We start from the raw sequence: 25,877 nt of genomic DNA on the forward strand, positions 1-25,877 counted from the left end.
CGGGTTTCGGGAGCCTCGATGACCACCTTCAGCACTTCGGGTCGCCTGCGGGCACGATGCCGTCGATGAAGTACGCCTCGACGGCGTCGTTCACGCACGCATTCGACTTGTTGTAGGCCGTGTGACCTTCGCCCTCGTACGAGATGAGCACGCCGCTGTCGAGCTGCTCGGCGAGGGCGAGCGCCCACTCGTACGGCGTCGCAGGATCACCCGTCGTGCCGATCACGAGGATCGGCGCAGCGCCCGCGGCATGGATCTCGGAGCGTTCGACGTCGCTCTGGTACGGCCAGTTGATGCAGCCGAGGTCTCCGAACCCGAAGTAGGGCCCGATGATCGGTGCGACCTCGGCGGTCGCCGCCGCGTTCTCGCGCATCACCGCGACGTCGGACTGGTATGTGTAGTCGAGGCAGTTGACCGCGGTGAACGCCTCGGCCGAGTTGTCGAGGTAGGTGCCGTCTTCGCTGCGGCCGTTGTACCCGTCGGCGAAGGCGAGCGCCATATCGGCGTCGCCGAACATGACCGACTCGAACATGTCGCCCAGGTACGGCCAGGAATCCGCACTGTAGAGCGGGTAGATGATCGCCGTGACGAGGGTGTCTGCGCCGACGAGGCGACCGTCGCTGCCGCGCAGCGGGCTCGCATCGACCGAGGCGAGGAGCCGGCTGATCTCGTCGAGCGCGTCATCGACGGTGCCGTCGAACGGGCACTCGCTGTCCGAGAGGCAGTACTCGAGGTAGGCCTTCAGCGCGTTCTCGAAGCCCACGGCCTGCGCCTGCCCCACCTCGGTCTCGCTGGCGGAGGGGTCGAGCGCACCGTCGAGCACGAGCTTGCCGACCTTGTCGGGATACAGCTCGGCGTAGGTCGCGCCGAGGAACGTGCCGTACGAGAAGCCGAGGTAGTTGAGCTGCTCGTCGCCGAGGATCGCGCGAAGCAGATCCATGTCGCGCGCCGCGCTCTCGGTGTCGACGTTGCCGAGCAGTTCGCCGGTGTTCTCGGCGCACGCCTCGCCGAAGGCCCGCTCGGTCGCCTCGACCTCGGCGATCCACTCGTCGCTGCCTCGAACGCCCGGCGTGATGCCGTAGAGGTACTCGTCCATCTCAGGGGCGTCGTAGCAGGCCACTCCCGACGAGCGGCCGACGCCACGGGGGTCGAAGCCGACGACGTCGAACCGCTCCTGCAGGGGCTGGCCCACCGCGTAGTCGAGCGAGTCCATCACGAAGTCGTAGCCCGATCCGCCCGGGCCGCCCGGGTTCACGAGCAATGAGCCGAGCTTCTCGCCCGTGGCCACATGACGAACGAGGGCGAGCTCGGTCTCGCCGGCCGAGGGGTCGTTCCAATCGAGGGGGGCCTTCGCCGTGGCGCAGCCCATGCCGTCTCCGCAGCGCTCCCACTCCAGCACCTGCGTGTAGAAGGGCTCGAGATCGGCCGAGACCTCTTCGCCCGTCGGGGTCGAGACCGGTTGCTTCGGGCTCAGGAACTCGGGCACGCAGCCGCTCAGCGCGAGCATGGCCGCGAGGGCGCCGACGATCGCGATCGCGCGCGTGCCGCGCGGCATCCGTCGTCGTGCGCTGGTCGTTTCGGTCATGCGGCCCCTCGTTCGGTCGTTCGTCGGATGGCGGAGACGAGCATCGCCTCGAGCGCGAGCGCCGGCGAGACGTTGCCGTCGATGCGCGTGCGCGCCTGTTGGATCGCGTCGAGCGTCGCGAGTGTGCGAGCAGGCGTTGCGGATGTCGCGGCCCGCTGCATGCCCGCCTCGAGCTCGCGATTCACGAGCGGCACGTCGGCGTCGAGCTGGATGAGCAGGATGTCGCGGTAGAGCGAGGCGAGGTCGACGAGGATGCGGTCGATGCCGTCGCGGAGGCTGCGCGTGGCGCGGCGCTTCTGGTCGTCTTCGAGCGCCTTCAACTGCGGGCGCAGGGCGTTCGGCACGGCCTGCCCGGGAGCGACGCCGAGCGAGTGCAGCGCGTGCGCGCGCTCTTCGGCATCGCGCAGTTCGCCGATGGCCTTGGCGTCTTCACCGGCGATCTCGATGAACCGCGCGGCGGTGGCGACCGCGCCCGAAGCCGATCGCACGGCGAGCGCGAGCTCGAGCGTCTCGGAGCGGCGTCGACGCGCCTCTTCGTTCGTGGCGAGCCGGTGCGCCATGCCGATGTGGCTCTGCGCCTCCCTGGCGGCACGCTCGGCGAGCACCGGGTCGACGCCGTCGCGGCGTTCGAGGAGCGCCGCGACGTCCGCGATGCTCGGCACCTGGAGTCGCACCGAACGCACGCGTGAACGGATCGTCGGGATGAGGTCGGCCTCGCTCGGCGCGCAGAGGATCCACACCGTGCGCTCGGGCGGTTCCTCGAGCTCTTTCAGGAGGAAGTTGGAGGTCTGCTCGGTCATGCGATCGGCGTCTTCGACGATGATGACCCGGTGCCTGCCGATCGACGGCGCGTAGTGCGAGCGGCGCACGATGTCGCGCACGTCGTCGCGCTTGATGATGACACCCTCGGTCGCGAGCACGTGCAGGTCGGGGTGGCTGCGCGCCTCGACCTGCGACTGCGTTCGCTCGTCGCCGTCGGGCACCCCCGAGATGAGCGCCGTCGCGAAGGCGTATGCGAGGTTCGAGCGCCCCGACCCCGGGGGGCCCGTCACGAGCCACGAGTGCGTCATCTGCTGGGCGCCCGGCCCGGATGCCTCGGCTGCGCCGGCCGACTCCGCTGCGGCCCGGAAGAGTGCGATCGCGGCATCCTGCCCGGTCAACTCAGTCCACACGCTCACGGTTCAACGCTACCGTCAGCGGCTGACGATGTACTCGGCGTGCTCAGAGCAGACCGGCCACTCGGTCGCGGATCGCCGCGGCGATCTCCTCGACCGGCCGCGCCGCGTCGACGATGAGGAAGCGCTCGGGCTCTGCGGCTGCGATCTCGAGGTAGGCCCCGCGCACCCGGTCGTGGAACTCGGACGCCTCGGCCTCGAGCCGGTCGTAGCGCGTGCGTGCGTCGTCGAGACGTGTGCGCGCCGACGCCGCGTCGAGATCGAGCAGGATCGTCAGATCGGGAACGAGCCCTTCGGTCGCCCACTCGGAGAGCCCGCGGACGGCCGCTGCATCGAGCACCCGTCCTGCGCCCTGGTAGGCGACCGACGAGTCGATGTACCGGTCCTGGAGGACGACGTCGCCGCGGGCGAGCGCCGGCCGCACCACCGTCGCGACGTGATGCGCCCGATCGGCCGCGTAGAGCAGCGCCTCGGCGCGGGGCGCGATGTCACCGCGGTGGTGCAGCACGATCTCGCGCACCTCGACGCCCACCTCGGTGCCGCCGGGCTCGCGAGTCCGCACGACCGTGCGTCCGGACTCGACGAGCCAGGTGCCGAGCAGCTCGGCCTGGGTCGTCTTGCCGGACCCGTCGCCGCCCTCGAGGGTGATGAAGAGCCCGTCGCTCACTTCTCGGTCGCCGCCTTCTTCGCGGGGGCCTTCTTCGCCGGAGCCTTCTTCGCCGGAGCCTTCTTGGCGGGAGCCTTCTTGGCGCGCGGCGCCGCCGGGCCCTTGTCGCGCTTGATCTGGAGCAACTCGACGGCGCGCTCGAACGTGATCTCCTCGACCGATTCGGCGCGCGGGATGGTCGCGTTCGTGGTGCCGTCGGTGACGTACGGCCCGAAACGGCCGTCCTTCACCTTGATGGGCTTGCCGCTCACGGGGTCGGCTTCGAACTCCTTCAGCGCGCTCGATGCGGCGCGGCCGCCGTACTTCGGCTGCGCGAAGAGCTCGAGTGCACCGTCGAGGCCGATCTCGAAGATCGCGTCTTCGCTCGGCAGGGTTCGCGTGTCGGTGCCCTTCTTCAAGTAGGGCCCGTAGCGACCGTTCTGCGCCGTGATCTCGGTCTCGGTCTCGGGGTCGACACCGACGACGCGCGGCAGGTTCAGGAGCTTCAAGGCCGTCTCGAAGTCGATCTCGGCCACCTGCATGCTCTTGAAGAGCGATGCAGTGCGTGGCTTCTCGGCCGCGGGCTTCTTCGCGGCGCGCTTGGCCTTCGGCTTCGGTGCGTCGACCACTTCACCGGTGGCCGGATCGACGGAAGCCTCGGCCACGGTCTCGGGCGCTGCGGCGGGTTCGGGATCGAGCTCGGTGACGTACGGCCCGAAGCGGCCGTCCTTCACGACGACCTCCTTGCCGTTCTCGGGGTTCACGCCGAGCACGCGAGCCTCCTGCACGGGCGCGTCGATGAGCTCGCGGGCCTTCGCCTCGGTGAGCTCGTCAGGGGCGAGGCCCTCGGGCAGGTTCACCCGGCGGGGCGTCGCGTCGGGCGCGGCGCCCTCTTCGACGATCTCGAGGTACGGACCGTACTTGCCGATGCGCAGCGTGATGTCGGGCGCGATCTGCACAGAGTTGATCTCACGGGCGTCGATCTCACCGAGGTTGTCGACGACCTGGCGGAGGCCCCGATGCTTGTCGGAGCCGAAGTAGAAGCTCGAGAGCCAGTCGACCCGATCGGCGTCGCCCGCGGCGATGTGGTCGAGGTCGTCCTCCATCTCGGCGGTGAAGTCGTACTCCACGAGGTCGCCGAAGTGCTCTTCGAGCAGGCGCACGACCGAGAACGCGATCCAGCTCGGCACGAGCGCCTGACCGCGCAGGGTGACGTATCCGCGGTCGATGATCGTCGAGATGATCGAGGCGAACGTCGAGGGTCGGCCGATGCCGAGCTCCTCGAGCCGCTTCACGAGGCTCGCCTCCGTGTAGCGCGGCGGCGGCGACGTCTCGTGACCCTTGGCCTCGAGGTCGGCCATGGCGAGGGACTGGCCCTCCTTCAACGGCGGCAGCTTCGCCTCACCGGGCGTCTCGTCGGCGTTGCGCTCCTCGTCACGGCTCTCTTCGTACGCGGCGAGGAAGCCGCGGAAGGTGATGACGGTACCGCTCGCGGTGAACTCGGCGATCGTGCCGCCCACGGGAACCGACGCCTCGGCGGGAGCCGGAGCATCAGCTGCCGTCGGCCCGACCTCGATCGTGACGGTGGCCGTCTGACCCTTGGCATCGGCCATCTGCGAGGCGACCGTGCGCTTCCAGATGAGGTCGTAGAGCTTGAACTCGCTGCCGCGCAGCACGCTCTGCAGTTCGGCCGGCGTGCGGAACACCTCGCCCGACGGGCGGATGGCCTCGTGCGCCTCCTGCGCATTCTTCGACTTGCCGGCGTACACGCGGGGCTTGTCGGGAATCGAATCGGCTCCGTAGAGCGCGGTCGCCTGCGCGCGGGCGGCGGTGATCGCCTGCTGCGACAACGAATTCGAGTCGGTGCGCATATAGGTGATGTAGCCGTTCTCGTAGAGCGACTGCGCCACGCGCATCGTGTCCTTCGCCGAGAGCCGGAGCTTGCGAGCGGATTCCTGCTGCAGCGTCGACGTCGTGAAGGGCGCCGCCGGGCGGCGCGAGTAGGGCTTCGACTCGACCTTGGAGACGGTGCGCGAGACGGCGTCGTCGGCGAGCGCCGTCACGAGCGCAGCGGCCGTCGCCTCGTCGAGCACGACGGCCTTGCTCTTCAGCGTGCCGGCGTCGTCGAAGTCACGGCCGGTCGCGACCCGCTCGCCGCCGAGGCGCACGAGCTTGGCCTCGAACGAGGTCGCGTTGTCGGAGGCCTCGGCCGAGAACCGCGCTGCGAGGTCCCAGTATCCGGCAGCGACGAAGGCGAGGCGCTCGCGCTCGCGGTCGACCACGAGCCGGGTCGCCGCCGATTGCACGCGACCCGCGGACAGGCCTGGACCGACCTTGCGCCAGAGCACCGGCGAGATCTCGTATCCGTAGAGACGGTCGAGGATGCGTCGGGTCTCCTGCGCGTCGACGAGCGCGGTGTCGAGCTCGCGAGTGTTGTCCTTCGCCTTCTGGATGGCGTCTTTCGTGATCTCGTGGAAGACCATTCGGCGCACGGGCACCTTCGGCTTCAGTTCCTGCAGGAGGTGCCACGCGATGGCCTCGCCCTCGCGGTCCTCATCAGTTGCGAGCAGGAGCTCGTCGGCACCCTTCAGCGCGCGCTTGAGTTCGGCGACGGTCTTCTTCTTGGAGTCGGAGACCACGTAGTACGGCTCGAAGCCGTTGTCGACGTCGACGGAGAACTTGCCGAGCGGGCCCTTCTTGAGCTCGGCGGGCAGGTTCTTCGGCTCGATGAGATCGCGGATGTGCCCGACGGAGGACAGCACTTCGTAGCCGTCGCCCAGGTATTGGGCGATCGACTTCATCTTGGTGGGCGACTCGACGATGACCAGTTTTTTCGCGCCTGACACCAGACTCCTCTTTGTTGACAATTGGGACGAGAACGCACATTCGAAGCCGCGCCCCCGAGCGGTGTGCCATCAGCCGGCGAAATTGCTGCGCCGACAGCCACACCATACACACACTGGCCGAGAGGAGGCGCACGGACGGCAGGGCCGAACCGGTTCGGCGACCCTCCCCGCACCCCCTTGCGGTTCCCGGAGCGCTGAGGAGAATGGCCATCATGGACACCTCAACGACGAGTTCGTACACGGCGATGCTGATCGACGGGCCGCTCGAGGGAAAGACGGTGGCCACCGCCTTCCTCGAGTCGGGCGACCCTCGACCGCGAATCGAGCTGAACACCGACCAGGGCAAGCACTACGTGTACTCGCGTGCAGCGGGCATGGAGTTCGCGGCGCCCGGAGACGACCGCCCCTCGGCCGTCGAGTACCGCTTCGTGGAGACCGTGTTCGACTGATCGATCACGATCACGGCGGCACGGCGCCCGGCCGGCCGGGCGGTCCGGCTCGCGCGGATGCGGTGAGCGCGAACCCCGGCGCCGCGTCGATGACGACCGTGACGGATGCCACGGCGCCATCGCCCTCGCAGGCGCCGAGCCGTGCTCCGTTGCGGGCGGCGACCTCGCCAGCGAGCCGACACGGCACGCCCGCGACGGCACCCGACATCGCATCCGCCGCGGCGAGCGCGGCGGCATCGGCGGCGTTGGCCGCGCGCTGTGACACCACGAAGACGCCCATGAGCACGAGCAGCGCCACGGCGAGCGCCGTCATCGCTCCGATGATGCCGACGGCGAGCACGGAAGCCGCTCCCCTCTCCCTTCCCTCCCATCTCGTCGAGCGATCACGAGCGGCCATGCGGCCCCGAGCTCCCCTGGCGCACCGAACCATCACCGGCCTCCCGTCACGGCGCACGACTCGGCGCGCAGCTCGATCGCGGCGAGCAGCCCGCCGCCGGAACTGCTGAGCGTGGCGCAGACGAACTGCCCGTCGGTCGCCGCCGAGAGCGCCGCCCCGCCCGAGACGCGATCGGCGATGGCCGCCGCCACGGTGTCGGACTCGCCGCGCCCGAGCGCTCGGGCTGCGTCTGCTGCGGCATCCGTCAGTCGCACCTGCTGCGCCGCCAACTGCACCGAGGCGAGGCACGCGGCGAGCACGAGCACGATGGCAGGCAGCGCGACCGCGAACTCCGCGGTCACGCTGCCGCGTTCGCGCTCAGCCGACCGTGAGCGCATTCCGTACGAGGTCGGTGAGGATGCCGCGCACCTCGTCTCCGCGGAGGATGAGGACGAGGAGCCCGGCGAACCCGACCGCCGCCATCGTCGCCACGGCGTACTCGGCGGTCGCGGCTCCGCGCTCGCCCGCGACACGGCGGCCGACCCGCCTGGCGAGGAGGAGAGCCCGACTTCGTCGGATACGCCCGTCGCGGTGTTCGATGCTGACGTCTTCGTGCATGGTGTTCCCTTCTGTTGTGCCGGTTGACCGGCTCTCGAGTGGCACGAGTCGAGTCGGGTCACCGGGTACCGCCGAGGGTGCCGGTGACGACCGAGATCATGAGCGGTGCGACGCCGAGCAGCACGAAGGCCGGGAGCACGCAGAGGCCGAGGGGCAGCATGAGGCGCACGCCGAGCGCGGCCGCCCGCTCGACACCGGCCGATCTCGCGGCCCTGCGCAACCGGAACGCCTCGGCGTGCAGCAGCTCGGCGACCGGAGCGCCCGCTCGCGCCGCGAGCCCGAGCACCGCATCGACCTCGGCGCCATCGCCGGCATGTGGAACGAACTGCACGATCGTGTCGCGGGTCAGCGCTCGCGCCCGATCGATCGACACTCCGCTCGACATCGCGATCGCCAGCAGCTCGAGTTCGAGGCCGGCATCGACACGAGAACGCCGTGCTCGTGCGGCGAGCGTCCGGTTCCATCGGTGGCCGCCCCAGAGGAACGCGACCCCGAGCGCGAGGCAGGCGAGTCCGACCGGATTGCCGAACAGCACGCCGAGCGTGTCGAAGCCGAGCGTCGCACCGAACAGCAGAGCGACGGCGGGCAGCGCCATGACGAGGCGAGCACTCGCGGCGGGACCGGCGAGCGCCGCCCGCACCTCCCGGCGCAGCTGCGCCTCGTCGCGCAGCACCGCCGCGAGTTCGCGGAGGCTCCCGGCGAGCGGTGCGCCCGACTCCGACGCGACCGCCCATGCCGCTGCGAGCACCGGCCATGCCGTCGACGCAGTCGGGTGGGCGGAGAGGGACCCGGCGATGGCCGGTGCGACGGGGGCTCCGCCCCGCGCGGCCGATGCGGCGATCGCGAGCACCGCGGCATCGTCAGGCGGGACCGAGTCGTCGCCCACGTTGCTCCACGTGCTCACCGCCGGCACACCGGCAGCGAGCAGCACCGCGAGCCGCTCGGTGACGGCGGCGATCGCGTCGACCTCGGCCGCTGGGTCAACGTGCCGGCGACCGGTGAGGCGTTCGAGGAACCGCGGCGGCCGAGGCATCCGCTCGCTCACATCGCCTCGACGACGAGCCGGTCGCCCTGCTGTTCGAATCGCCCCATCTGGGCGAGCCGGCGGCGGCCGCCGACGCGATCGAGGTGGAGCACGAGATCGAAGGCGCTCACGGTCTGCCGGGCGAGCGCATCCGGGGAGAGACCGGCGATCGAGCCGAGCGCCTCGAGCCTCGCCGGGACGTCGGCGAGGGAGTTCGCGTGCAGCGTGCCCGCACCTCCGTCGTGCCCGGTGTTGAGCGCGGCGAGGAGCTCGCGGAGCTCGGCCCCTCGGCATTCGCCGACGACCAGGCGGTCGGGGCGCATGCGCAGCGCCTCCCGGAGCAGGGCGTCGAGCCCGACCCTGCCCGTGCCCTCGAGGTTCGCCTGCCGCGCTTCGAGCGAGATCACGTGCGGGTGATCGACCTGGAGCTCTGCGACGTCTTCGATCACGACGAGCCGCTCGCCATCGGGCGCCTCGGCGAGCAGCGCGGCGAGCAGCGTCGTCTTGCCGGTACCGCCCGCGCCCGTCACGAGGAGGTTCTGGCGTGCACGGACTGCTTCTCGCAGCATCGCCTCCTGTGCGGCACCGACCATGCCGGCTCGCGCGAGCGCCGCGAGCGAGAACCCGCCGGCCCGCGGCACACGTACCGAGATCGTCGTCCCGCTCACCGAGACGGGCGGCAGCACCGCGTGCACCCGGATGCCGGCGCCCAATCGCACATCGACCGCGGGCGTCGCCTCGTCGATGTGACGCCCGCCGCGGGCGATGAGCTGCACGGCGAGCGCGCGCACCTCTGCCTCGTCGGCCGCCCATGCCGGCTCCCTCTCGGCACCGCCACCGCGATCGATCCAGAGCCCCCGCTCGCCGTTCACGAAGAGATCGGTGACCGGTCCGTCGACGGCGAAGGCCTCGAGCGGACCGAGCAACGAGAGATCGAGGCCGCTCCGAAGCACGGGCCCCGGGCGCGATGCGCGCGGTGATGCCGGGTCGGGCGATGCCGGGTCGCGCGGCGACGACGGGACGCTCGGCCCGAAGGTGCGCTCGGTGGCGGGCGACACCGACGGTTCACGCTGCCAGGACGGCGACGCGACGAAGGGATGGGTCATGTCGCGAGCGTAGGAAGCGACGCCGGTCCCGCGGCATCCGATCGACCCCTGAGACGGAAAGAGCCTCCCCCACATCGTTGTGGAGGAGGACTCGATCGTGCTGCAGCGCACAACGTGCGATGCCTGTTTAACGAAAGGGGGCGGCACCCATTGGGGGGAACAGGTGCCGCCTCGGCAGCGCAAGGATTGGGGGGAATCGCGAGCGCTGCAGGCCACGAAACGAGTGTTCGGGCGGTACTCAGCATACGGCCTGCGGAAGGATGCGCAAGCATTTTTTGTCCTCATTTGTGCCGACATACAGAATTCTCTGCGCTTAGACACAGGAACGCGCGCCGTTCGGCCGGAATTCCCCTCTGCGACGCTACACGTCGACACGATTCCGCGCCTGATCGGAGCGGCGGGTAGTGTGCTGCGTGGGGCAGGCGACCCATCCGAAGAACACTCGCGAAGGAGCGACTGAAGAACCATGACCGTTCAGATCGATCACGCGCTCGAGGAGATCCGGCGATTCCGCCCGAGCCCCGAGTTCGCCGCCCAAGCCGTCGCCGACGAGCGCCTCTACGAAGACGCCGCGAACGACCGGCTCGGATTCTGGGCCGACCAGGCCCGCGACCTGCTCACCTGGAGCACCCCGTTCACGAAGACCCTCGACTGGTCGAACCCGCCCTTCGCCAAGTGGTTCCACGACGGCGAGCTCAACGTCGCGTACAACTGCCTCGACCGTCACGTCGAGGCCGGCCTCGGCGACCGCGTCGCGCTCCACTTCGAGGGCGAGCCCGGCGACACCCGCTCCGTTACCTACGCCGAACTTACGGCCGAGGTCAAGCGTGCAGCGAACGCGCTCCTCGCGCTCGGCGTGCAGGCGGGCGACCGCGTCGCCATCTACCTGCCGATGATCCCCGAGGCCGTCATCGCGATGCTCGCGTGCGCGCGCATCGGCGCCGTGCACTCCGTGGTCTTCGGCGGATTCTCCTCCAAGAGCCTGCAGTCGCGCATCGACGACGCCCAGGCCGAGGTCGTCATCACCGCCGACGGCGGCTACCGCAAGGGCAAGGCCTTCCCGCTGAAGCCCACGGTCGACGAGGCCATCGAGGCCGCGGAGACCACCGTCCGATCGGTGCTCGTCGTGAACCGCACGGGCGACGACGTCGCCTGGGTCGAGGGGCGCGACGTGTCGTGGAGCGAGCAGCTCGCCGCGGCCGACGCCGAGCACGAGGCGCAGGGCTTCAACGCCGAGCACCCGCTGTTCATCCTCTACACCTCGGGAACGACCGGCAACCCCAAGGGGATCCTGCACACCTCGGGCGGCTACCTCACCCAGACGGCCTTCACCCACAAGAACGTCTTCGACCTGCATCCCGAGCGCGACGTGTACTGGTGCACCGCCGACGTCGGCTGGATCACCGGCCATTCCTACGTCGTCTACGGGCCGCTCGCCAACGGCGCCACGCAGGTGCTCTACGAGGGCACGCCCGACACCCCGCACCCCGGCCGGTGGTGGGAGATCATCGAGAAGTACCGGGTCTCGATCCTCTACACGGCGCCCACCGCCATCCGCTCGTTCATGAAGCAGGGCCGCGACGTCGTGCGCGACTACAACGTCCGCTCGCTGCGCCTCCTCGGCTCGGTCGGCGAGCCGATCAACCCCGAGGCCTGGATCTGGTACCGCCACGTCATCGGCGGCGGCTCCATCCCGGTGGTCGACACCTGGTGGCAGACCGAGACGGGCGCGATCATGATCTCCGCCCTGCCCGGCATCACCGACCTGAAGCCCGGTTCGGCCCAGGTTCCGGTGCCCGGCGTCTCGATCGACATCGTCGACGACGAGGGAGTTCCGATCGAGGGCGAGGGCGGCGGCCTCCTCACGATCACCGAGCCGTGGCCGTCGATGCTCCGCGGCATCTGGGGCGACCCCGAGCGCTTCAAGGAGACGTACTGGGAGAAGTTCGGCGACAAGTACTTCGCCGGCGACGGTGCCCGCCGCGACGAAGACGGCGACATCTGGCTGCTCGGCCGGGTCGACGACGTCATGAACGTCTCGGGCCACCGCCTCTCGACGGCCGAGATCGAGTCCTCGCTCGTCGCGCACCCGTGGACCGCGGAGGCCGCGGTCGTCGGCGCGTCCGACGAGGCGACCGGCCAGGCCGTCGTCGCGTTCGTGATCCTGAAGTCGAGCCAGGCCGACCAGGTGACCGACATCGCGGCAGCGAGCGACGAGCTCCGCAAGCACGTCGCCCAGCAGATCGGTGCGATCGCCCGGCCTCGTCAGGTGTTCATCGTCAACGAGCTGCCGAAGACGCGCTCCGGCAAGATCATGCGGCGCCTGCTCCGCGACCTCGCCGAGGGGCGCGAGATCGGCGACACGACGACGCTCGCCGACACCTCGATCATGCAGGTCATCAGCGAACAGGTGAAGTAGGGCTGCACAGCCCCTGCAATGACGGATGCCGCGTCGGGATCGCTCCCGACGCGGCATCCGAGTTCGTGGTGGGTTCGACTACGCGAACTCGACCACCAGTTCGAGTTCGACGGGCGAATCGAGCGGCAGCACCGCGACGCCGACCGCCGAGCGGGCGTGACGCCCCGCGTCGCCGAAGATCTCGCCGAGCACCTCGGATGCCCCGTTGATGACGCCCGGCTGACCGGAGAACGCGGGGTCGGATGCCACGAAGCCCACGAGCTTCACGATGCGGGTGACCCGGTCGAGGGAACCGATCTCGGCGCGCACGGCCGCGAGGGCGTTGAGCACCGCGGTGCGGGCGTAGGCCTTCGCGTCGTCGGCGGGCACGAGTCCGTGGCCGTCGCCGACCTTGCCGGTCGCGGGCAGCGCGCCGGCGGTGAAGGGCAGCTGACCCGAGGTGTAGACGTGGGAACCGGTGACGACGGCCGGCACGTACGCCGCGACCGGCGGTGCGACGTCGGGCAGCTCGATGCCGAGCTCGGCGAGACGCGCCTCGACGGCGGCCATCAGGCTTCGCCCTCGAACTGCTTGGCGGCCTGCGCTGCGGCAGCTGCGCCGGCGGATGCGGCGGCGGACGACTCACCGCCGGTGGGGCGCTTCAGGTAGGCGACGAGGCCGCCTTCGGGACCCTGCACGATCTGCACGAGCTCCCATCCCTCCGATCCCCAGTTGTTCAGGATCGCCGCCGTGTTGTGGATCAGCAGCGGAGTGGTGATGTACTCCCAGGTCGTCATTGTTCCTCGTCTCTGTGTCGCGTGCGCTCGGCGGTCGCGGCCGTCTCATGCCGCGGTGTCGAACGGAGCGCGGGATTCGCACGAATCGGCGCGCCTCCGCAATGATCGGGCTTTCAGCCTGCATAGCGGGATTTGTCAGCCTTCTCCGTTAAGCTCCACTATATGTCTGCCCAAAAACGTACGATGAGCGACGTCGGCGCCGGAATCCTCGGTTTCGTCGGCATGAGCGCTCTCGCCGGCGTGCTCGTCACCGCCGCAGTGACTCCGGCCCTCGCCGTCACCGGCATGGCCGCGAACAACAGCATCTCGCTCTTCGAGAACCTGCCCGGCTACCTCGAGCCGGCCGAACTCGCGCAGCGGTCGAACATCTACGTGACGCGGGCCGACGGCTCGCAGCAGGTCCTCGCCTCCTTCTTCGACGACAATCGCGAAGAAGTCGAGTGGGACGCGATCAGCCAGTACGCGAAAGACGCAGCGATCGCAGGTGAAGACCCCCGCTTCTACGAGCACGGCGGCGTCGACATCCAGGGCACCGTGCGCGGCGCACTGAAGACGTTCAGCGGCGAGGACACGCAGGGTGGCTCCTCGATCACGCAGCAGTACGTCAAGAACGTGCTGATCAACAACAACACGGCGAAGGCGACGACGGAAGAGGAGTTCGAGAAGGCGTACGACGAGGCCACCGAAGTCAGCGTCTCGCGCAAGCTCAAGGAGATCCGCTACGCGATCGCGCTCGAGAAGGAGTTCTCGAAAGATGACATCCTCAAGGGCTATCTGAACATCGCCGCCTTCGGCGGCCGGGTGTACGGCATCGAGTCCGCCGCCCAGTACTACTACTCGAAGACGGCGGCGACCCTGTCGCTGCCCGAAGCGGCGAGCCTCATCGCCATCGTGAACTTCCCCGAGGCACTGCGTCTCGACCAGCCCGAAGACGAGACGAACGGCGCTGCGTCGGTCAACGCCAAGGGCGAACCGACGCCGTACGCCGCGAACAAGGATCGTCGCGACTACATCCTCGACAAGATGCTCGAGTACAAGAAGATCACCCCCGAAGAGCACGACGCGGCAGTCGCGACTCCGGTGGCACCGGTGATCAATCCGCCGAGCACCGGCTGCCAGTCGGCAGGTGGTTCGGCGTTCTTCTGCGACTACGTCACCTGGGTGATCAAGAACGAGTTCGACAAGCCTGAGACCGAAGACGTCAACGAGGGCACGCAGATGCTGCAGAAGGGCGGACTCGACATCTACACGACGCTCGACCTCGACCTTCAGCTCGAAGCCGAAGCGGCCATGAAGGAGAACGTCCCGTTCGCCGATCCGCGGTTCGATGTCGGCTCCGCGGCGGTCAGCGTGGAGGTCGGCACGGGCAAGATCCTCGCGATGACCCAGAACAAGAACTACACGCAGGACCCCGACGTCATCGCCGCCAGCGCCGGTGACTACAGCTCGATCAACTACAGCACCGACTACGCGTACGGCGGTTCGCTCGGCTTCCAGCCGGGATCGACGTTCAAGGTGTTCACCCTTGCGGAGTGGCTGAACGAGGGGCATTCGCTGCGAGAGTCGTTCAACGGCAGCCGACGGAACTTCACCTCATTCCCTGCCGCCTGCTACGGCGGGTGGAAGGGGAACTACGACCCCAAGAACGACGACGGCACCGGGGCGAACAACGCCGTCGACGCCACGAAGTACTCGGTGAACACCGCGTTCATCGCGATGGCGCAGCAGCTCGACCTCTGCAAGATCCGTGACACGGCGCAGGCGTTCGGTGTCCGTCGCGCCGACGGTCTCGACCTCGGTCAGCAGTACCAGTACGCCGAAGACGGCACGCGCTCGATCAATCCCGACGCCATCTTCGGCCCGGGCGCGATCCTCGGTACCGAAGAGGTCTCGCCGCTCAGCATGGTGAGCGCCTTCGCGGGCGTCGCCAACAACGGCGCGACGTGCACTCCCATCGCCATCGCCCGGATCGTCAACAGCGACGGCGAGGAACAACCCGTACCGCAGACCACCTGCCCGCAGTCGGTGACTCCCGAAGTCGCACATGCGATGGGCTACGCCATGGCGCAGACCTTCAGCGGTACCGCGAGCGCCTCGAACACCGGCTCCGGCGTGCCGCACATCGGCAAGACGGGCACGACCGACAACAACGAGGGCACCTGGATGAACGGCGCCTCCACCCGCGTGGCGACGGCCGTCTGGGTCGGCAACGTCACGGGCCACGCCAACCTTCGGCAGTTGAGCTTCGACAGCGGTGCGGCGGCAACCGCCCGTCACCGCATGTGGAAGCAGATCATGACGCTCGCCGACAACAAGTACGGCGGCACCGATTTCCCCGAACCCGACCAGTCCGCGTTCAAGCAGGTGCTCTCCGACGTCCCACAGGTCGCAGGTCTCTCGTTCGACGCTGCGAAGCAGGCGATCGAGTCGGCCGGCTTCGTCGCGGAAGACGGCGGTCAGCAGGACTCCAACCTTCCGGCGGGCACCGTCACCGGCACCGACCCGTCAGGTCAGGCGGGCAAGGGGTCGACGATCCGCATCTTCACGAGCAACGGCTCGATGACGGGCGTGCCCAACGTCGTGGGCATGACGCAGGACCAGGCGGAGGCGGCGCTCAAGCAGGCCGGGTTCCGTGTCCAGCGTCAGAACGAGGACACCGTCGATCCGACGAAGGTCGGGGTCGTGCTCTCGCAGAACCCGGCCGGGGGCGGCAATGCCAAACCCGGCGACCAGATCACCATCATCGTCGGCAAGCTCGGCGGGGGCGGCAACGCTCCCGGCGACGACTAGTCGCGATACATGGCGACGACTCGGATCCCACCCGTCGCGACGATCGCTCTGGCGGTCGCCGCGGCGGGTGCTGCCGCCTTCGCATACGGTTCGCTGGTCGAGCGCACTCGGTGGACGCTTCGCCGAGTGGATGTGCCCGTGCTTCCACCGGGCGCCGAACCGATCCGCGTGCTGCACCTCTCCGACCTGCACATGGCGCCGTGGCAGCGCGACAAGCAGGAGTGGGTGCGCAGCCTCGCGGCGTTGCAACCCGACCTCGTCGTCGACACGGGTGACAATCTCGGACACGAACGCGGTATCGAGGGGATCCGCCGAGCGCTCGAGCCCTTCCGCGGCGTCCCCGGAGTCTTCGTCAACGGCTCGAACGACTACTTCGGGCCGGTCCTGAAGAACCCGCTCGCCTATTTCAGCGGGCCGTCCCGCTTCGGCCCTCGTGCGAAGTCCCTCGACATCGGCGAGTTGCACGCCTACTTCGCCGAGCTCGGATGGCGCGACCTCGACAACACCGCGACGGCCCTCGACCTGCGCGGCACGCATTTCGAGTTCTTCGGAGTCGACGACCCGCACCGGGGATACGACCGGCTCGACCTCATCACCGCGGCGATCGACGACCTGCGTGCCGAAGACCCGCTCGGTGATGAGACGTGGCCCGACGAGGCATCCGCCGCCGTTCGCCCCACCGTGACCGTGGGGGTCGCCCACGCCCCGTACCAGCGGGTGCTCAACTCGTTCGTGAACCACGGCGCGCAACTGCTGCTCGCCGGACATACTCACGGCGGCCAGGTGTGCGTCCCTGGGTTCGGTGCGCTCGTCACCAACTGCGACATCCCACGCGATCAGGTGAAGGGCCTCAGCGTGTGGCGCCACGGATTGCGGTCGGCGTTCCTGAACGTCTCAGCGGGTCTCGGCACTTCGATCTACGCCCCGGTGCGCTTCGCCTGCCCGCCCGAGGCGACGCTGCTGACACTCGTCCCCACCGCGTAGCCGATCCCCCGCGGCAAGATCTGCGGAACCCTCACCATCTCGCGCGCCGGTTGGTCTGGCGGGCTCGATTTATCGGCTATTCTTGTTGAGGCTCGCAAGGGCCGATCCGGGGTGTGGCGCAGCTTGGTAGCGCGCGTCGTTCGGGACGACGAGGTCGCAGGTTCAAATCCTGTCACCCCGACCGGGTGAAACCCCCTCCTTCGGGAGGGGGTTTTCTCATGTCCGGTGCAGAGCGGTCACCCGCACCGCCGACGGGAGCATGACCGCGGCAGCTGACGCCGCCACGGTCTGCCGATCCCGCTACGGCCGGCCGATCCCGCGGTACTGCCAGCCGGCCGAACGCCAGGCCGAGGGATCGAGCACGTTCCGTCCGTCGATGATCCGGCGCTCCCCCACGAGCCGCCCGGTCGCCTCGGGATCGAGCGTTCGGTACTCGTTCCATTCCGTGGCGAGGATCACCAGATCCGCTCCGAACAGCGCCTCTCGCGTCGTCGACGCCGTGCCGAGATCTGGGCGCCGCGCGAGGGCGTTCTCGAGCCCTTCAGGGTCGGTGACGACGACCTCAGCACCGAGTTCCTGCAAGTGGATCGCGATGTCGAGCGCCGGCGAATCGCGGACGTCGTCGGAGTCGGGCTTGAAGGTCACGCCGAGTACCGCGACCTTCTTGCCGACCGCCGAACCGCCGAGGTCTCGAACCGCGAGTTCGACCACTCGACGCCGTTGCCGCAGGTTGGTCTCGTCGACCTCGCCGAGGAAGGCGAGGGTGTCGTTGAGGCCGAGCTCCTCGGCACGCGCGATGAACCCGCGGATGTCCTTCGGAAGGCAGCCGCCACCGAAGCCCACGCCGGCGTTGAGGAACCGCCGGCCGATGCGCACGTCGTGGCCGATCGCGTCGGCGAGCGCGGTGACATCGGCACCAGTCGCATCGGCGATCTCCGACATGGCGTTGATGAAGCTGATCTTCGTCGCGAGGAAGGCGTTCGCGGCGACCTTCACGAGTTCGGCCGTGGCGTAGTCGGTGACGATGCGAGGCGTCCCGGCTTCGATCGCGGCGCGATAGACGTGATCGAGCACGGATGTCGCGTGGGCGTCGCCCTCCGCGACGCCGTACACGAGGCGATCGGGCGAGAGCGTGTCCTTCACGGCGAACCCTTCGCGCAGGAACTCGGGGTTCCACGCGAGCCCGGCGTGGCCGGCCTCGGCCGCGAGCCGCTCGGCGAGACGAGCGGCCGTGCCGACGGGCACCGTGCTCTTGCCCACGACGAGGGCGCCGTCGGCCAGGTGCGGCAGCAACGCGGTGAACGCCGCATCGACGTACGACACGTCGGCGGCGCCCGTCTCGGCGGCCTGCGGCGTGCCCACGGCCAGGAAGTGCACCTCGGCATCGGCGACGTCGGCGATGTCGGTGCTGAAGCGGAGTCGCCCGCTCGCCGTCGCCGTCGCGAGGATCTCGGGCAGCCCGGGCTCGTAGAACGCTGGCAGGCCGGCCGCGAGCGCCGCGATCTTGCGTTCGTCGACGTCGATGCCGATGACGTCGTGGCCGAGTTCGGCCATCGCGGAGGCGTGCACCGCGCCGAGATAACCGCAGCCGATGACCGAAATGCGCATGCCGACCCTTCGTCTCTGTCGAACGGCTTCCATTCTGCCGTACAGACGGCCTCGGGGCGCCTGGTCACCCCGCCGTGATCATCGCGCAGTCCAGCGACCCGGTCGTGAGCTGAGTCGGCGACACGACCGGTGTGACGTCGGCGACGAGCTCGACCTCGGCCGGATCCGCCGACACGTAGTCGAACGTCAGTGTCCGAGTCTGCTGCGGGGCGATCGTGACCGTCTGCTGCGCCACCGCGAACTCGCCGTCGGTGCCCGTGCGAACGGCATCGGTGTTCCCATCCGCTTTCTGCTCGACGAGTTCGTAGCCGGGCAGCGAGTACGCCAGCACCTCGACTCGCATGCTCCCGACCTCGATCGCCTGCCCGCCACCGGTGACGTAGCCGGGCAGGCTCTCGACACTCGCCGGATCGACTGCGTTTCCCAGCACGACCGTCATTCGTACATTCCGTCGTCCGTCGGCGGCGCAGACCGCCTGCGAGAGATCGACGTTCTGCGTCATGAAGCGCTGCATCTTGCCCGGCGTGGAGTCGATGAAGTAGACACCGAACCCATCGGCGGCGGCATCCTCACTCGGCGGCTCGCCTTCGAACGGGGAGCCGGCGATGAGGTCCTGCTCCGCGGGCCGCTCGCTCCGAACGAGGATGCGGCGCTCGTCGGCAGCGCGCTGCACCACCGAGACCAGGGCACGTACGTCCACGGTTCCGGACATCAGCCGCGACATCGTCGTGGCGGCGAAGGCCTGGTTGATCGCATCGACCTCGTACGGCTCGAATGCCTGGTAGAGGTCGCCGAGCAGCATCGGCACGGCATTCGCGCTCGTCAGCTGAAGGCCGCCAGGGAGATCGATCGGCCCGGTCGCATCGAGGAAGTAGCTCAGCGCCACCGTGTCGATCGCGACGACCATGTCGACTTCGACGCCATGGGTGCGCTCCCACATCTCCTTCGCGATGTCGAACGTCAGAGAGAACCGTGGTGTCCGGGTCAGATTCTGCACATAGCGTCCGAGCCCGCTCGGGTAGGTCGCTCGCACATCCGCCGCGATCGGGACGACATCCTCGTCGTACATCGGCATGTCGATCGGCGCCGCCGACGACTGCGCGACGAGCGTGATCGCCCCGCTCTCGATGTGCATCTGCGCGAGGGAGCCCACGGTGCCACCGCGTGGCATGACCTCACCGTTGTTCTGGAACAGGAACAGGACGTCACGCGGACCATCGGCGCCGAGCAGGCCGGGAAGTACGGAGACGACCGCGCGCGCCGGCTCGAGCACCTGCTGCGCCGACGAGGTCGCGCCGTCGAGGCGCTGGAGCCCCGAAGCGACTTCGGGCACGAGCATCGAGCGATCCACCGATTCGAGCATCGATGTCGCCTCGGTGACCGCATCGGCCGCGCCATCGACCGTCGCGGCGGCGGCGGTCACCGCTCCGAGATCGATGCGTCCATCGACCGGTTTGAGAGCATCGAGGCTGAGGGATGCCGCGGGCACGACTGCATCGCGTGCGATCACGTCGGCCGAAGCGGCTGCCATGCGCACGGCGTGGAGGTTCTGGCCGACGAAGGGCACCCATTCGAACGCCTGCCAGAGCCTCCCGCTGGTCTGCTTTCGGGCCGAATCGGTGAGAACACCGAGCTCGGCGGCGGCTTGCGTCGCGCCCTGCGTATCGCCGGCGAGGATGCGCTCTTGAACTTCGACGACGAGCTGCGGCGCCGATTGGAGCCGGTCTCGGGCGTCCAGGGCCCGCGGCACGAGGACCGCCGCGACGATGCCCCCGCCGACGATGAGCAGCACGAGCGCCGCCAGCGGCACCCAGAACACGGGCCGCCGAATCAACGGTCGGCGGGACTCCCCTTCGCGGCGCTCCATGATTCGACCACGCTAGCCGACACGAGCGCGCGGACGTGCGTTGACACCGGTGTCGGTTCAGTGCGTCGTCGCCAATCAAGTGCGAAGCGGATCCTGTTGATGAAGCGGCCTCCTCGTCACGGCCTCGCGCTTCGGTGCGTGAATCGGCATGACCTCCGGAGTCCGCTCGTAGAGAGCACCCCGATCGCACGGTCGGTGACGAAGATCCACCTCCGCAGCGTGGCGGGCACTCCGCAATGGCCGGCGGCGTAGTGTCGAACGACAGACCCGTCCATGGATCGTCACCGACTGAGGAGCTCTATGCACGACGCCGGCGAGGATCCGGGCCGCCCTGCGAAGGTCGTCATCGTCGACCACAGCTGGGCGCGCGCCTCCTCCGCACGCATCCTTCGCGGATCGAGACTCGTAGCGCAGCGTTTCGCATCGCGCACTCGGCTGCTCATACTGCGGGCCATGTACCCCGGCCTCATCGTGCACGGTGAGGTGTTCATCGGCAAGAACTGCGAAATCAGCGTCCAAGGAGCGGGCCGACTCGTGCTCGATGGATGCCATATCTCACACGGATGCGTCGTCACCGCTGGTCCTGACGCCGATCTTCGGATCGAGGCCGACTACATCGGTCCCTCCTCCACGATCGTCGCCCGACGTTCGATACGGATCGGCCCGGGCTCGAAACTCGCCGAACGGACGGTGGTCCGGGATGGCAACCATGACCACACCGTCCCGCTTCGAGCGATGCGCTTCACCGCAGCACCGGTGAGGATCGGCGCGGACGTCTGGGTTGGCGCAGGAGCAATCATCCTCAGCAGCGTCTCGATCGGGGACGGTGCGACGATCGCGGCCGGCGCCGTCGTGACGAAGGACGTCCGCCCTGGTAGCACCGTGGCCGGTGTTCCGGCTCGGGAACTCACGCCGCGACGCGAGCGAGCCGACTCCTGATGGAGGCGAGCATCAGCACCGCGATCAGCACGAAGACCAGAAGCCGAGCCCACGCCACACCGAAGGGCCCGGCGATCGCGGCTCCTGCGATGTAGAGCGGGATCGCGATGCCCATCGCGGCGATACCGAGCCGAAGCGCGGCCGTCGACCACCCCCCGCCGATGATCGCGAGGTTCGCGACGACGATCACGGCATACGCGACCTCCGACCAGAGCAGCACCGCCGCCAAGAAGGGCGATTCGGCGTAATCGATGCCGAACACGGGCACAACGATCAAGAATGCCGAGGCGACGAGCACGATACCGACGAGCGCCGCAGCGAGCGTGGCGAGCAGGAGTCGACTCCGAAACGCGCGCCAGGCCAAGCCAGTAGCGACCTCCCTGGTGGCCAGCTGACCGATCGCCGTCGGCGCAAGACGGGCGACCTCGACGACCGTCGCCGCCAGCGCGTAGACCGCCACGGCGTCGGCGGTGTCGAACGCGGCGACCACGAGACGATCGAACCGCGAGATGACGACGATCGCAACCGGCAGCACGAGGGATCGCATGCCGTGGCTGAGGAGCACACCCGCACGGCGCCGGCTCGTCGAGGCCCACACGAGGGCTCGCGCACGCGTGGAAGCAACCGCGGCCGCGACGACGACGACGAACTGGCAGCAAGCCTGGGAGGTGATGACGGCTGCGGCATCGCCACCGACCGCGAGGGCGACAGCGACGCCGGCGAATCCGACGATTGCCGAAGCCGCTGCCCACCGCGACGCCTCGACGAACTGCCCGAGCGCGAATCGCGCTTCCGTGACGAGCAGCGTCGCAACCTGGGCCGACGCCGCAAGCGCTGCGCCCAGCACGTAGTTCCATTCGAGCAGGCGGGCATCTGCAAGTCCGGCCATTGCGACGCAGGCAACGGCACCGCCGAGACCGGACACGACGATGAGCACCATCGACACTGTGGTGAAGTCCGCCGAGAGTGCATCCTGGTCGACTTCACCCGGGTGACGATGCCGGTACGCGTTGCCGATACCGGCGGCGCCGATCAGCGCGACCATCGAGGCGATGGTGACGACGATGACCATCAGACCCCGCTGATCGACAGGCAGCACGAGGGTGGTGAGCAGGGCACCGCCGACGCTGGCGACGAGCTGCGTACCGGAGCCGACGAGCAGCGCGCCGACATTGCGGATGAACGAAACCCCCGATTCCTTCGTCACGGTTCACCCCTCGGATGGTTCCGACCGATCATCCGAGCAACGAACAGCATGATGAAGCCGATCGCGAGCTGCACGAGCACCGGCGCGAACGAGTTCCGCACCGCGATGATGAGCGGCAGGAAGACGACCGCCGTGAGCGCCCCGCCGTCGGCGGTCGCTGGCAGGCGGTCGACACGGCCGATCACCCAGCCCAACAGCCCCATCAGGAGGCAGACCCCGAGGATTCCGCCGTTACGCAGCCCCTCCGCCACTGGTGACCCGCCGATCGGCCCCTGGAGTGTGAGCATCTCGACGTTGAAGATGCGAAGATCGCTCGCGCCGGGCACCGTATCCATTCCGAGTAAGCCTTCGGCGAATCTCACGATCGGTGCAACGAAGGTGACTCCACCGCGAACCTCGACGCCGCTGTCGAGCCAGTGCTGCACCACGACGACCGGATACAGCGAGTACCCCATCTCCGCCGCGGCTTCGAGCGGCGTCGCGCGCGCAAGACCGTCATCGAGCAGAGCGCTGAGGCCGCCGGTCCGCGTCGTCCGCAGCACGGACACGAGAGCCAAGACGAGCAACGCGGCGAGCGCGAACAATCCAGAGCGAATCCGTGTGCGCTTCGCTTCCACGACCAGCACCGTGGCGAGCAGGAAGAGGACGGTGCCGCGCAGGCCGAGCGGAAGGCCGACGAGCGCGATCGCCGCCATCACGGCCCACCCGATCAGACGCGCGCGCCCGCCGCTGGCGACGAGGAATCCCACTCCGTACCCCAGCATCACGATTCCATATCCGAAGATGCCGTCGTTCGCCACCTTCTCGAGGAACACGAGATATCCGGAGAACAGCACACCGATGCCCCCGCCCGGCTGCAGAGCGAGCGTGATGAGACCGAGACCGAGGAGGACCCCCGCGTACCCGACGAGATCCGTCCTGCTCCGACTCGTCCGCGCCGCACCCGATTGCGGTGCCCGTCGACTCGGCAGGCTCGCGAGCAGACCCAACTCCCAAGCGATGACAGCCACGCAGACAGCCGTCACGGCGCTGTGCACCTCGCTCGAGAGCACCCAATCGTTGTTGCCCTGACCGATGATCATGCTCTCACCACCGAGGGCGACGGCGAATACGAGCCCGCCATGGAACAGCCCGAACACCAGGGTGTAGATGAACGCCGCCCCGCCGACGCCGCGGTCGCGCCGCCAGGAGACGATCATCGCGCCGAGCAGACTCACGGCGAGCACCAAAGCCGACAGCTGCAACGTTGCCGGAACACTCAGCTGTGTCACGAGCGCTGCGGCGCTGCATGCGATTCCGAACATGCGGCGAAGTGGACTGCCCGCGACTCGCTCGTCATTCACGAGCGTGTCACCGGGCGCCGAATAGGTGACGCCAGTCACGCACGCTCCTCTCGATGGCGAATTCGGAGTCGACCACGGCGGATCGAAGCCCCTCCGCGTCACAACGATCGAGCGCGATCACCTCGGCGATCGCGTCCGCCCAGACCTTCGGCGCGGCGCGCGGCGGTACCAGCCGGATGCCAGGGAGAACCGTCGCGAGCTCTCTGAGCGTCTCCAGATCGGATGCGACGACCGGCACACCCGTGGAGAGCGCTTCGAGGATGACTCCGGGGAGGCCCTCGCGGAGCGAGGGAAGTACGAGCACATCTGACCTTCCGAGCAGCGATGGAACGTCCGACCTGTCCCCGAGCACCTCGAAACGATCTCCGGGGAGCGTCCCGAGATCCGTTGTGTCGCCCGGGCCGACAATCCACCAGCGAGTGCGAATCGTTCGCTCGAGCGCGAGGAAGATGGGCACGAGTGCCGCTCGGTTCTTCTCCGGGGAGCCGCGGCCGACGTGGATCACTCGCGGTTCCCCCTCAGGTCGGACATCGACGGACGGAGCGAATCGCTCTGTGTCCACGCCGTTCCCCAGAACGAACGATCGACGCTGAGGGATGAACGGCGCCCATCTTCCGAGGCCGAATTCGAGGCTCGAGCGAGAGACTGCAACGATCCGTGTCGCGAAGCCGACCATGAGAAGACGCGATACGACACGGTAGACCCGACGTCCGAAGTCATTGCCCCGTCCATCGCCGACCGAATGGAGGCGAGCGATCCTGATCCTCGCGCCGGCCGCCCATGCCGCTGTCAACAACCATCCACTCGCGAGTGACACGTGCGATACGACGGCGTCAGGTCGGTAACGCCGCACCGCCGCTCGTACGAGTCTCGCGGCCTCGATCGGAGAGCGGACATTCATCGCCTCGACGATCGCCCCAGCAGTCTCGAACGATGGCGCGAGCATCCCGACTCTGCCCGAGAGACACAGGAATACCTGCTGCACCTCCCCAGCAGGGATTCGACGACAGAGGTCGAGCGCGACCGACTCCGCGCCGCCTCGGTCGAGAGAACCGATGAGGTGGACCACGGTGGTGGTGCTCATGAGCTGCTCCCGCGACCGCTGACGAGGGCACCGACACTCGCGGACCAGATCTGTCGCCTGCGCTCGAGCGCTTCGGGCTTGAATCGCTCCGCGGACTCGATCGCCGCAGCCTCGAGGTCGGCCTGAAACGACCGGTCGGTGAGCACGCGCCGAAGCTTTCTCGTGAGTGCGATCACGTCGCCGGGCGGCACGAGCGCTGCCCGCGGCAGCAATTCCGGGATGCCTCCCACATCGGAGCCGATGCACGGGAGGCCCCTGGCCATCGCCTCGATCAGCGCCCGCGGCAGACCCTCTGTCAGTGACGGCATCGCGAAGACCTCCGCCTGGTCGAGCAGCGCGAGCAACGACGATCGATCGTCGATGTGCCCGAGGAAGCGCACCCGACCAGCGATGCCGAGCGAGCCGACGAGTGCGCTCAGCTCCGGTTGCCTCCGCCCGTCGCCGACAAGATCGAGCTGGGCATCGATCCCGTCTCGCACGAGGGCTGCGACGGCGTCGACGAGGACCTGGTGCCCCTTGTACAACTGTTCTTGCGACCCCACCGCGATGATTCTTCCTGGGATGCGTACGCGCGATCCCGGCACGGCGATGGGTTCGGCACGGACGTCGGTATAGGCCACGCGCACAGCTCCGGTACGGGCCGGGTACTTGCGCTGGAGTGACTGCTCGGTGACGTAGCGCACAGTGTCAGCACGACGGATGGCACGACGCGTGAGTCGAACGGCGAGCGGTGCGAGCATCGAGCCGACCTTCCCGGCCACCCCGGTTCGCAATACATCGTCGATATCTCCCACGACTTGCGCAGCGATCGGCCGCCGTCGGCGGTACGCCCGCCAGACTGCGATCAGGCCGATGATCCCGGGAAGCTTGACGCAGGTCACATCGGAGTTCCGTACGGCGCGATCCACCGACATGACGAGCCTCGGCAGTCTCCGCACCATCGCTGCGAGTCCGACGTATGTGGGGAGAGCCACGACCGTGCCATCGATCTGCACGCCCTCGAGAGCCGTCGCGTCATCGACGCGGAGCACGAGA

General features: G+C 68.7%; 22 protein-coding genes and 1 tRNA gene. 6 read left to right on the top strand and 17 right to left on the bottom strand.

The window, feature by feature from the left end; all coding sequences use genetic code 11:
• Positions 1–28 precede the first annotated feature (28 nt).
• Genes ACFCVM_RS04790 through topA form a run of 4 tightly spaced genes read right to left on the bottom strand, consistent with a single transcriptional unit; the run spans position 29 to position 6,252 of the window.
• Positions 29–1,585, bottom strand: a complete 1,557-nt coding sequence (locus ACFCVM_RS04790; protein WP_375834523.1) for an alpha/beta hydrolase — start codon at positions 1,583–1,585, stop codon at positions 29–31.
• A complete protein-coding gene (locus tag ACFCVM_RS04795; protein ID WP_375834526.1) occupies positions 1,582–2,763 on the bottom strand; it encodes a DNA polymerase III subunit delta' in 1,182 nt (393 codons plus the stop codon). The genes ACFCVM_RS04790 and ACFCVM_RS04795 overlap by 4 nt, the downstream gene beginning before the upstream one ends.
• 43 nt (positions 2,764–2,806) lie before the next feature.
• Complete coding sequence (gene tmk, locus ACFCVM_RS04800; protein ID WP_375834528.1) at positions 2,807–3,427, bottom strand: dTMP kinase; 621 nt, start codon at positions 3,425–3,427, stop codon at positions 2,807–2,809.
• A complete protein-coding gene (gene topA, locus ACFCVM_RS04805; RefSeq protein ID WP_375834530.1) occupies positions 3,424–6,252 on the bottom strand; it encodes a type I DNA topoisomerase in 2,829 nt (942 codons plus the stop codon). The genes tmk and topA overlap by 4 nt, the downstream gene beginning before the upstream one ends.
• 212 nt (positions 6,253–6,464) lie before the next feature.
• On the opposite strand from topA, the gene ACFCVM_RS04810 reads away from it, so the two are divergent.
• A complete protein-coding gene (locus tag ACFCVM_RS04810) occupies positions 6,465–6,701 on the top strand; it encodes a hypothetical protein (RefSeq protein WP_375834533.1) in 237 nt (78 codons plus the stop codon).
• A 10-nt stretch (positions 6,702–6,711) separates the two neighbouring features.
• Here the strand turns inward: ACFCVM_RS04810 and ACFCVM_RS04815 are convergent, their stop codons facing one another.
• The 5 genes from ACFCVM_RS04815 to ACFCVM_RS04835 are packed head-to-tail and all read right to left on the bottom strand — an operon-like array spanning position 6,712 to position 9,825.
• A complete protein-coding gene (locus tag ACFCVM_RS04815; protein ID WP_375834535.1) occupies positions 6,712–7,098 on the bottom strand; it encodes an Rv3654c family TadE-like protein in 387 nt (128 codons plus the stop codon).
• A gap of 32 nt (positions 7,099–7,130) precedes the next feature.
• Positions 7,131–7,439, bottom strand: a complete 309-nt coding sequence (locus tag ACFCVM_RS04820; protein WP_375834538.1) for a TadE family type IV pilus minor pilin — start codon at positions 7,437–7,439, stop codon at positions 7,131–7,133.
• A gap of 16 nt (positions 7,440–7,455) precedes the next feature.
• Positions 7,456–7,695 carry a DUF4244 domain-containing protein gene (locus tag ACFCVM_RS04825; protein WP_375834541.1) on the bottom strand — a complete coding sequence of 80 codons (240 nt, stop codon included), beginning with the start codon at positions 7,693–7,695 and terminating at the stop codon, positions 7,456–7,458.
• A gap of 58 nt (positions 7,696–7,753) precedes the next feature.
• A complete protein-coding gene (locus ACFCVM_RS04830) occupies positions 7,754–8,728 on the bottom strand; it encodes a type II secretion system F family protein (protein WP_375834543.1) in 975 nt (324 codons plus the stop codon).
• A gap of 8 nt (positions 8,729–8,736) precedes the next feature.
• A complete protein-coding gene (locus ACFCVM_RS04835) occupies positions 8,737–9,825 on the bottom strand; it encodes a TadA family conjugal transfer-associated ATPase (RefSeq protein ID WP_375834546.1) in 1,089 nt (362 codons plus the stop codon).
• Between the two features lie 466 nt (positions 9,826–10,291).
• On the opposite strand from ACFCVM_RS04835, the gene acs reads away from it, so the two are divergent.
• Positions 10,292–12,244, top strand: a complete 1,953-nt coding sequence (acs, locus tag ACFCVM_RS04840) for an acetate--CoA ligase (RefSeq protein ID WP_375834549.1) — start codon at positions 10,292–10,294, stop codon at positions 12,242–12,244.
• 78 nt (positions 12,245–12,322) lie between these two features.
• On the opposite strand, the gene ACFCVM_RS04845 is transcribed toward acs, so the two are convergent.
• Both ACFCVM_RS04845 and ACFCVM_RS04850 read right to left on the bottom strand, forming a co-directional pair.
• Positions 12,323–12,793 carry a RidA family protein gene (locus ACFCVM_RS04845; protein ID WP_375834551.1) on the bottom strand — a complete coding sequence of 157 codons (471 nt, stop codon included), beginning with the start codon at positions 12,791–12,793 and terminating at the stop codon, positions 12,323–12,325.
• Entirely contained in the window at positions 12,793–13,020 is a 228-nt protein-coding gene (locus ACFCVM_RS04850; RefSeq protein WP_056010205.1) for a hypothetical protein, read from the bottom strand. Before ACFCVM_RS04850 ends, ACFCVM_RS04845 begins: the two co-directional genes overlap by 1 nt.
• Positions 13,021–13,203: 183 nt before the next feature.
• Between ACFCVM_RS04850 and ACFCVM_RS04855 the strand changes: the two genes are divergently transcribed.
• From ACFCVM_RS04855 to ACFCVM_RS04865, 3 genes are all read left to right on the top strand, one after another.
• Positions 13,204–15,810 (top strand): transglycosylase domain-containing protein, encoded by a 2,607-nt coding sequence (locus ACFCVM_RS04855; RefSeq protein WP_375834555.1) that lies wholly within the window; start codon positions 13,204–13,206, stop codon positions 15,808–15,810.
• 9 nt (positions 15,811–15,819) lie between these two features.
• Complete coding sequence (locus tag ACFCVM_RS04860; RefSeq protein WP_375834558.1) at positions 15,820–16,794, top strand: metallophosphoesterase; 975 nt, start codon at positions 15,820–15,822, stop codon at positions 16,792–16,794.
• A 107-nt stretch (positions 16,795–16,901) separates the two neighbouring features.
• Positions 16,902–16,975: transfer RNA gene (locus tag ACFCVM_RS04865), tRNA-Pro, on the top strand.
• A gap of 119 nt (positions 16,976–17,094) precedes the next feature.
• Here ACFCVM_RS04865 and ACFCVM_RS04870 read toward each other — a convergent pair.
• Together ACFCVM_RS04870 and ACFCVM_RS04875 are read right to left on the bottom strand one after the other, a co-directional pair.
• Entirely contained in the window at positions 17,095–18,402 is a 1,308-nt protein-coding gene (locus ACFCVM_RS04870) for a UDP-glucose dehydrogenase family protein (protein WP_375834561.1), read from the bottom strand.
• 64 nt (positions 18,403–18,466) lie between these two features.
• Positions 18,467–20,269 (bottom strand): DUF4012 domain-containing protein, encoded by a 1,803-nt coding sequence (locus tag ACFCVM_RS04875; RefSeq protein ID WP_375834564.1) that lies wholly within the window; start codon positions 20,267–20,269, stop codon positions 18,467–18,469.
• 300 nt (positions 20,270–20,569) lie between these two features.
• On the opposite strand from ACFCVM_RS04875, the gene ACFCVM_RS04880 reads away from it, so the two are divergent.
• A complete protein-coding gene (locus ACFCVM_RS04880) occupies positions 20,570–21,208 on the top strand; it encodes an acyltransferase (protein ID WP_375834567.1) in 639 nt (212 codons plus the stop codon).
• On the opposite strand, the gene ACFCVM_RS04885 is transcribed toward ACFCVM_RS04880, so the two are convergent.
• The 4 genes from ACFCVM_RS04885 to ACFCVM_RS04900 are packed head-to-tail and all read right to left on the bottom strand — an operon-like array spanning position 21,177 to position 25,873.
• Positions 21,177–22,415: a lipopolysaccharide biosynthesis protein gene (locus tag ACFCVM_RS04885; protein WP_375834570.1), complete on the bottom strand. Its 1,239-nt coding sequence runs from the start codon at positions 22,413–22,415 to the stop codon at positions 21,177–21,179. The genes ACFCVM_RS04880 and ACFCVM_RS04885 overlap by 32 nt on opposite strands.
• Positions 22,412–23,719 (bottom strand): O-antigen polysaccharide polymerase Wzy, encoded by a 1,308-nt coding sequence (gene wzy, locus ACFCVM_RS04890; RefSeq protein WP_375834573.1) that lies wholly within the window; start codon positions 23,717–23,719, stop codon positions 22,412–22,414. The genes ACFCVM_RS04885 and wzy overlap by 4 nt, the downstream gene beginning before the upstream one ends.
• A 46-nt stretch (positions 23,720–23,765) precedes the next feature.
• Positions 23,766–24,842 carry a glycosyltransferase gene (locus ACFCVM_RS04895; RefSeq protein WP_375834576.1) on the bottom strand — a complete coding sequence of 359 codons (1,077 nt, stop codon included), beginning with the start codon at positions 24,840–24,842 and terminating at the stop codon, positions 23,766–23,768.
• The gene (locus tag ACFCVM_RS04900) at positions 24,839–25,873 is read right to left on the bottom strand and encodes a glycosyltransferase (RefSeq protein WP_375834578.1); all 1,035 of its coding nucleotides are present in this window, start codon (positions 25,871–25,873) and stop codon (positions 24,839–24,841) included. Before ACFCVM_RS04900 ends, ACFCVM_RS04895 begins: the two co-directional genes overlap by 4 nt.
• Between the last annotated feature and the right edge of the window lie 4 nt (positions 25,874–25,877).

It is taken from the genome of Agromyces sp. NPDC056389 (assembly GCF_042262385.1).
Lineage (GTDB): Bacteria > Actinomycetota > Actinomycetes > Actinomycetales > Microbacteriaceae > Agromyces.

Excerpts from the sequence above, each read along its gene's own strand:
- ACFCVM_RS04870 (WP_375834561.1), bottom strand. The coding sequence starts at position 18,402 with ATGCGCATTTCGGTCATCGGCTGCGGTTATCTCGGCGCGGTGCACGCC.
- ACFCVM_RS04895 (WP_375834576.1), bottom strand. The coding sequence starts at position 24,842 with ATGAGCACCACCACCGTGGTCCACCTCATCGGTTCTCTCGACCGAGGC.
- ACFCVM_RS04860 (WP_375834558.1), top strand. The coding sequence starts at position 15,820 with ATGGCGACGACTCGGATCCCACCCGTCGCGACGATCGCTCTGGCGGTC.
- ACFCVM_RS04850 (WP_056010205.1), bottom strand. The coding sequence starts at position 13,020 with ATGACGACCTGGGAGTACATCACCACTCCGCTGCTGATCCACAACACG.
- ACFCVM_RS04875 (WP_375834564.1), bottom strand. The coding sequence starts at position 20,269 with ATGGAGCGCCGCGAAGGGGAGTCCCGCCGACCGTTGATTCGGCGGCCC.
- ACFCVM_RS04855 (WP_375834555.1), top strand. The coding sequence starts at position 13,204 with ATGAGCGACGTCGGCGCCGGAATCCTCGGTTTCGTCGGCATGAGCGCT.
- ACFCVM_RS04810 (WP_375834533.1), top strand. The coding sequence starts at position 6,465 with ATGGACACCTCAACGACGAGTTCGTACACGGCGATGCTGATCGACGGG.
- ACFCVM_RS04835 (WP_375834546.1), bottom strand. The coding sequence starts at position 9,825 with ATGACCCATCCCTTCGTCGCGTCGCCGTCCTGGCAGCGTGAACCGTCG.
- wzy (WP_375834573.1), bottom strand. The coding sequence starts at position 23,719 with ATGTTCGGAATCGCATGCAGCGCCGCAGCGCTCGTGACACAGCTGAGT.
- ACFCVM_RS04880 (WP_375834567.1), top strand. The coding sequence starts at position 20,570 with ATGCACGACGCCGGCGAGGATCCGGGCCGCCCTGCGAAGGTCGTCATC.
- acs (WP_375834549.1), top strand. The coding sequence starts at position 10,292 with ATGACCGTTCAGATCGATCACGCGCTCGAGGAGATCCGGCGATTCCGC.
- ACFCVM_RS04845 (WP_375834551.1), bottom strand. The coding sequence starts at position 12,793 with ATGGCCGCCGTCGAGGCGCGTCTCGCCGAGCTCGGCATCGAGCTGCCC.
- ACFCVM_RS04830 (WP_375834543.1), bottom strand. The coding sequence starts at position 8,728 with ATGCCTCGGCCGCCGCGGTTCCTCGAACGCCTCACCGGTCGCCGGCAC.
- ACFCVM_RS04825 (WP_375834541.1), bottom strand. The coding sequence starts at position 7,695 with ATGCACGAAGACGTCAGCATCGAACACCGCGACGGGCGTATCCGACGA.
- ACFCVM_RS04815 (WP_375834535.1), bottom strand. The coding sequence starts at position 7,098 with ATGGCCGCTCGTGATCGCTCGACGAGATGGGAGGGAAGGGAGAGGGGA.
- ACFCVM_RS04790 (WP_375834523.1), bottom strand. The coding sequence starts at position 1,585 with ATGACCGAAACGACCAGCGCACGACGACGGATGCCGCGCGGCACGCGC.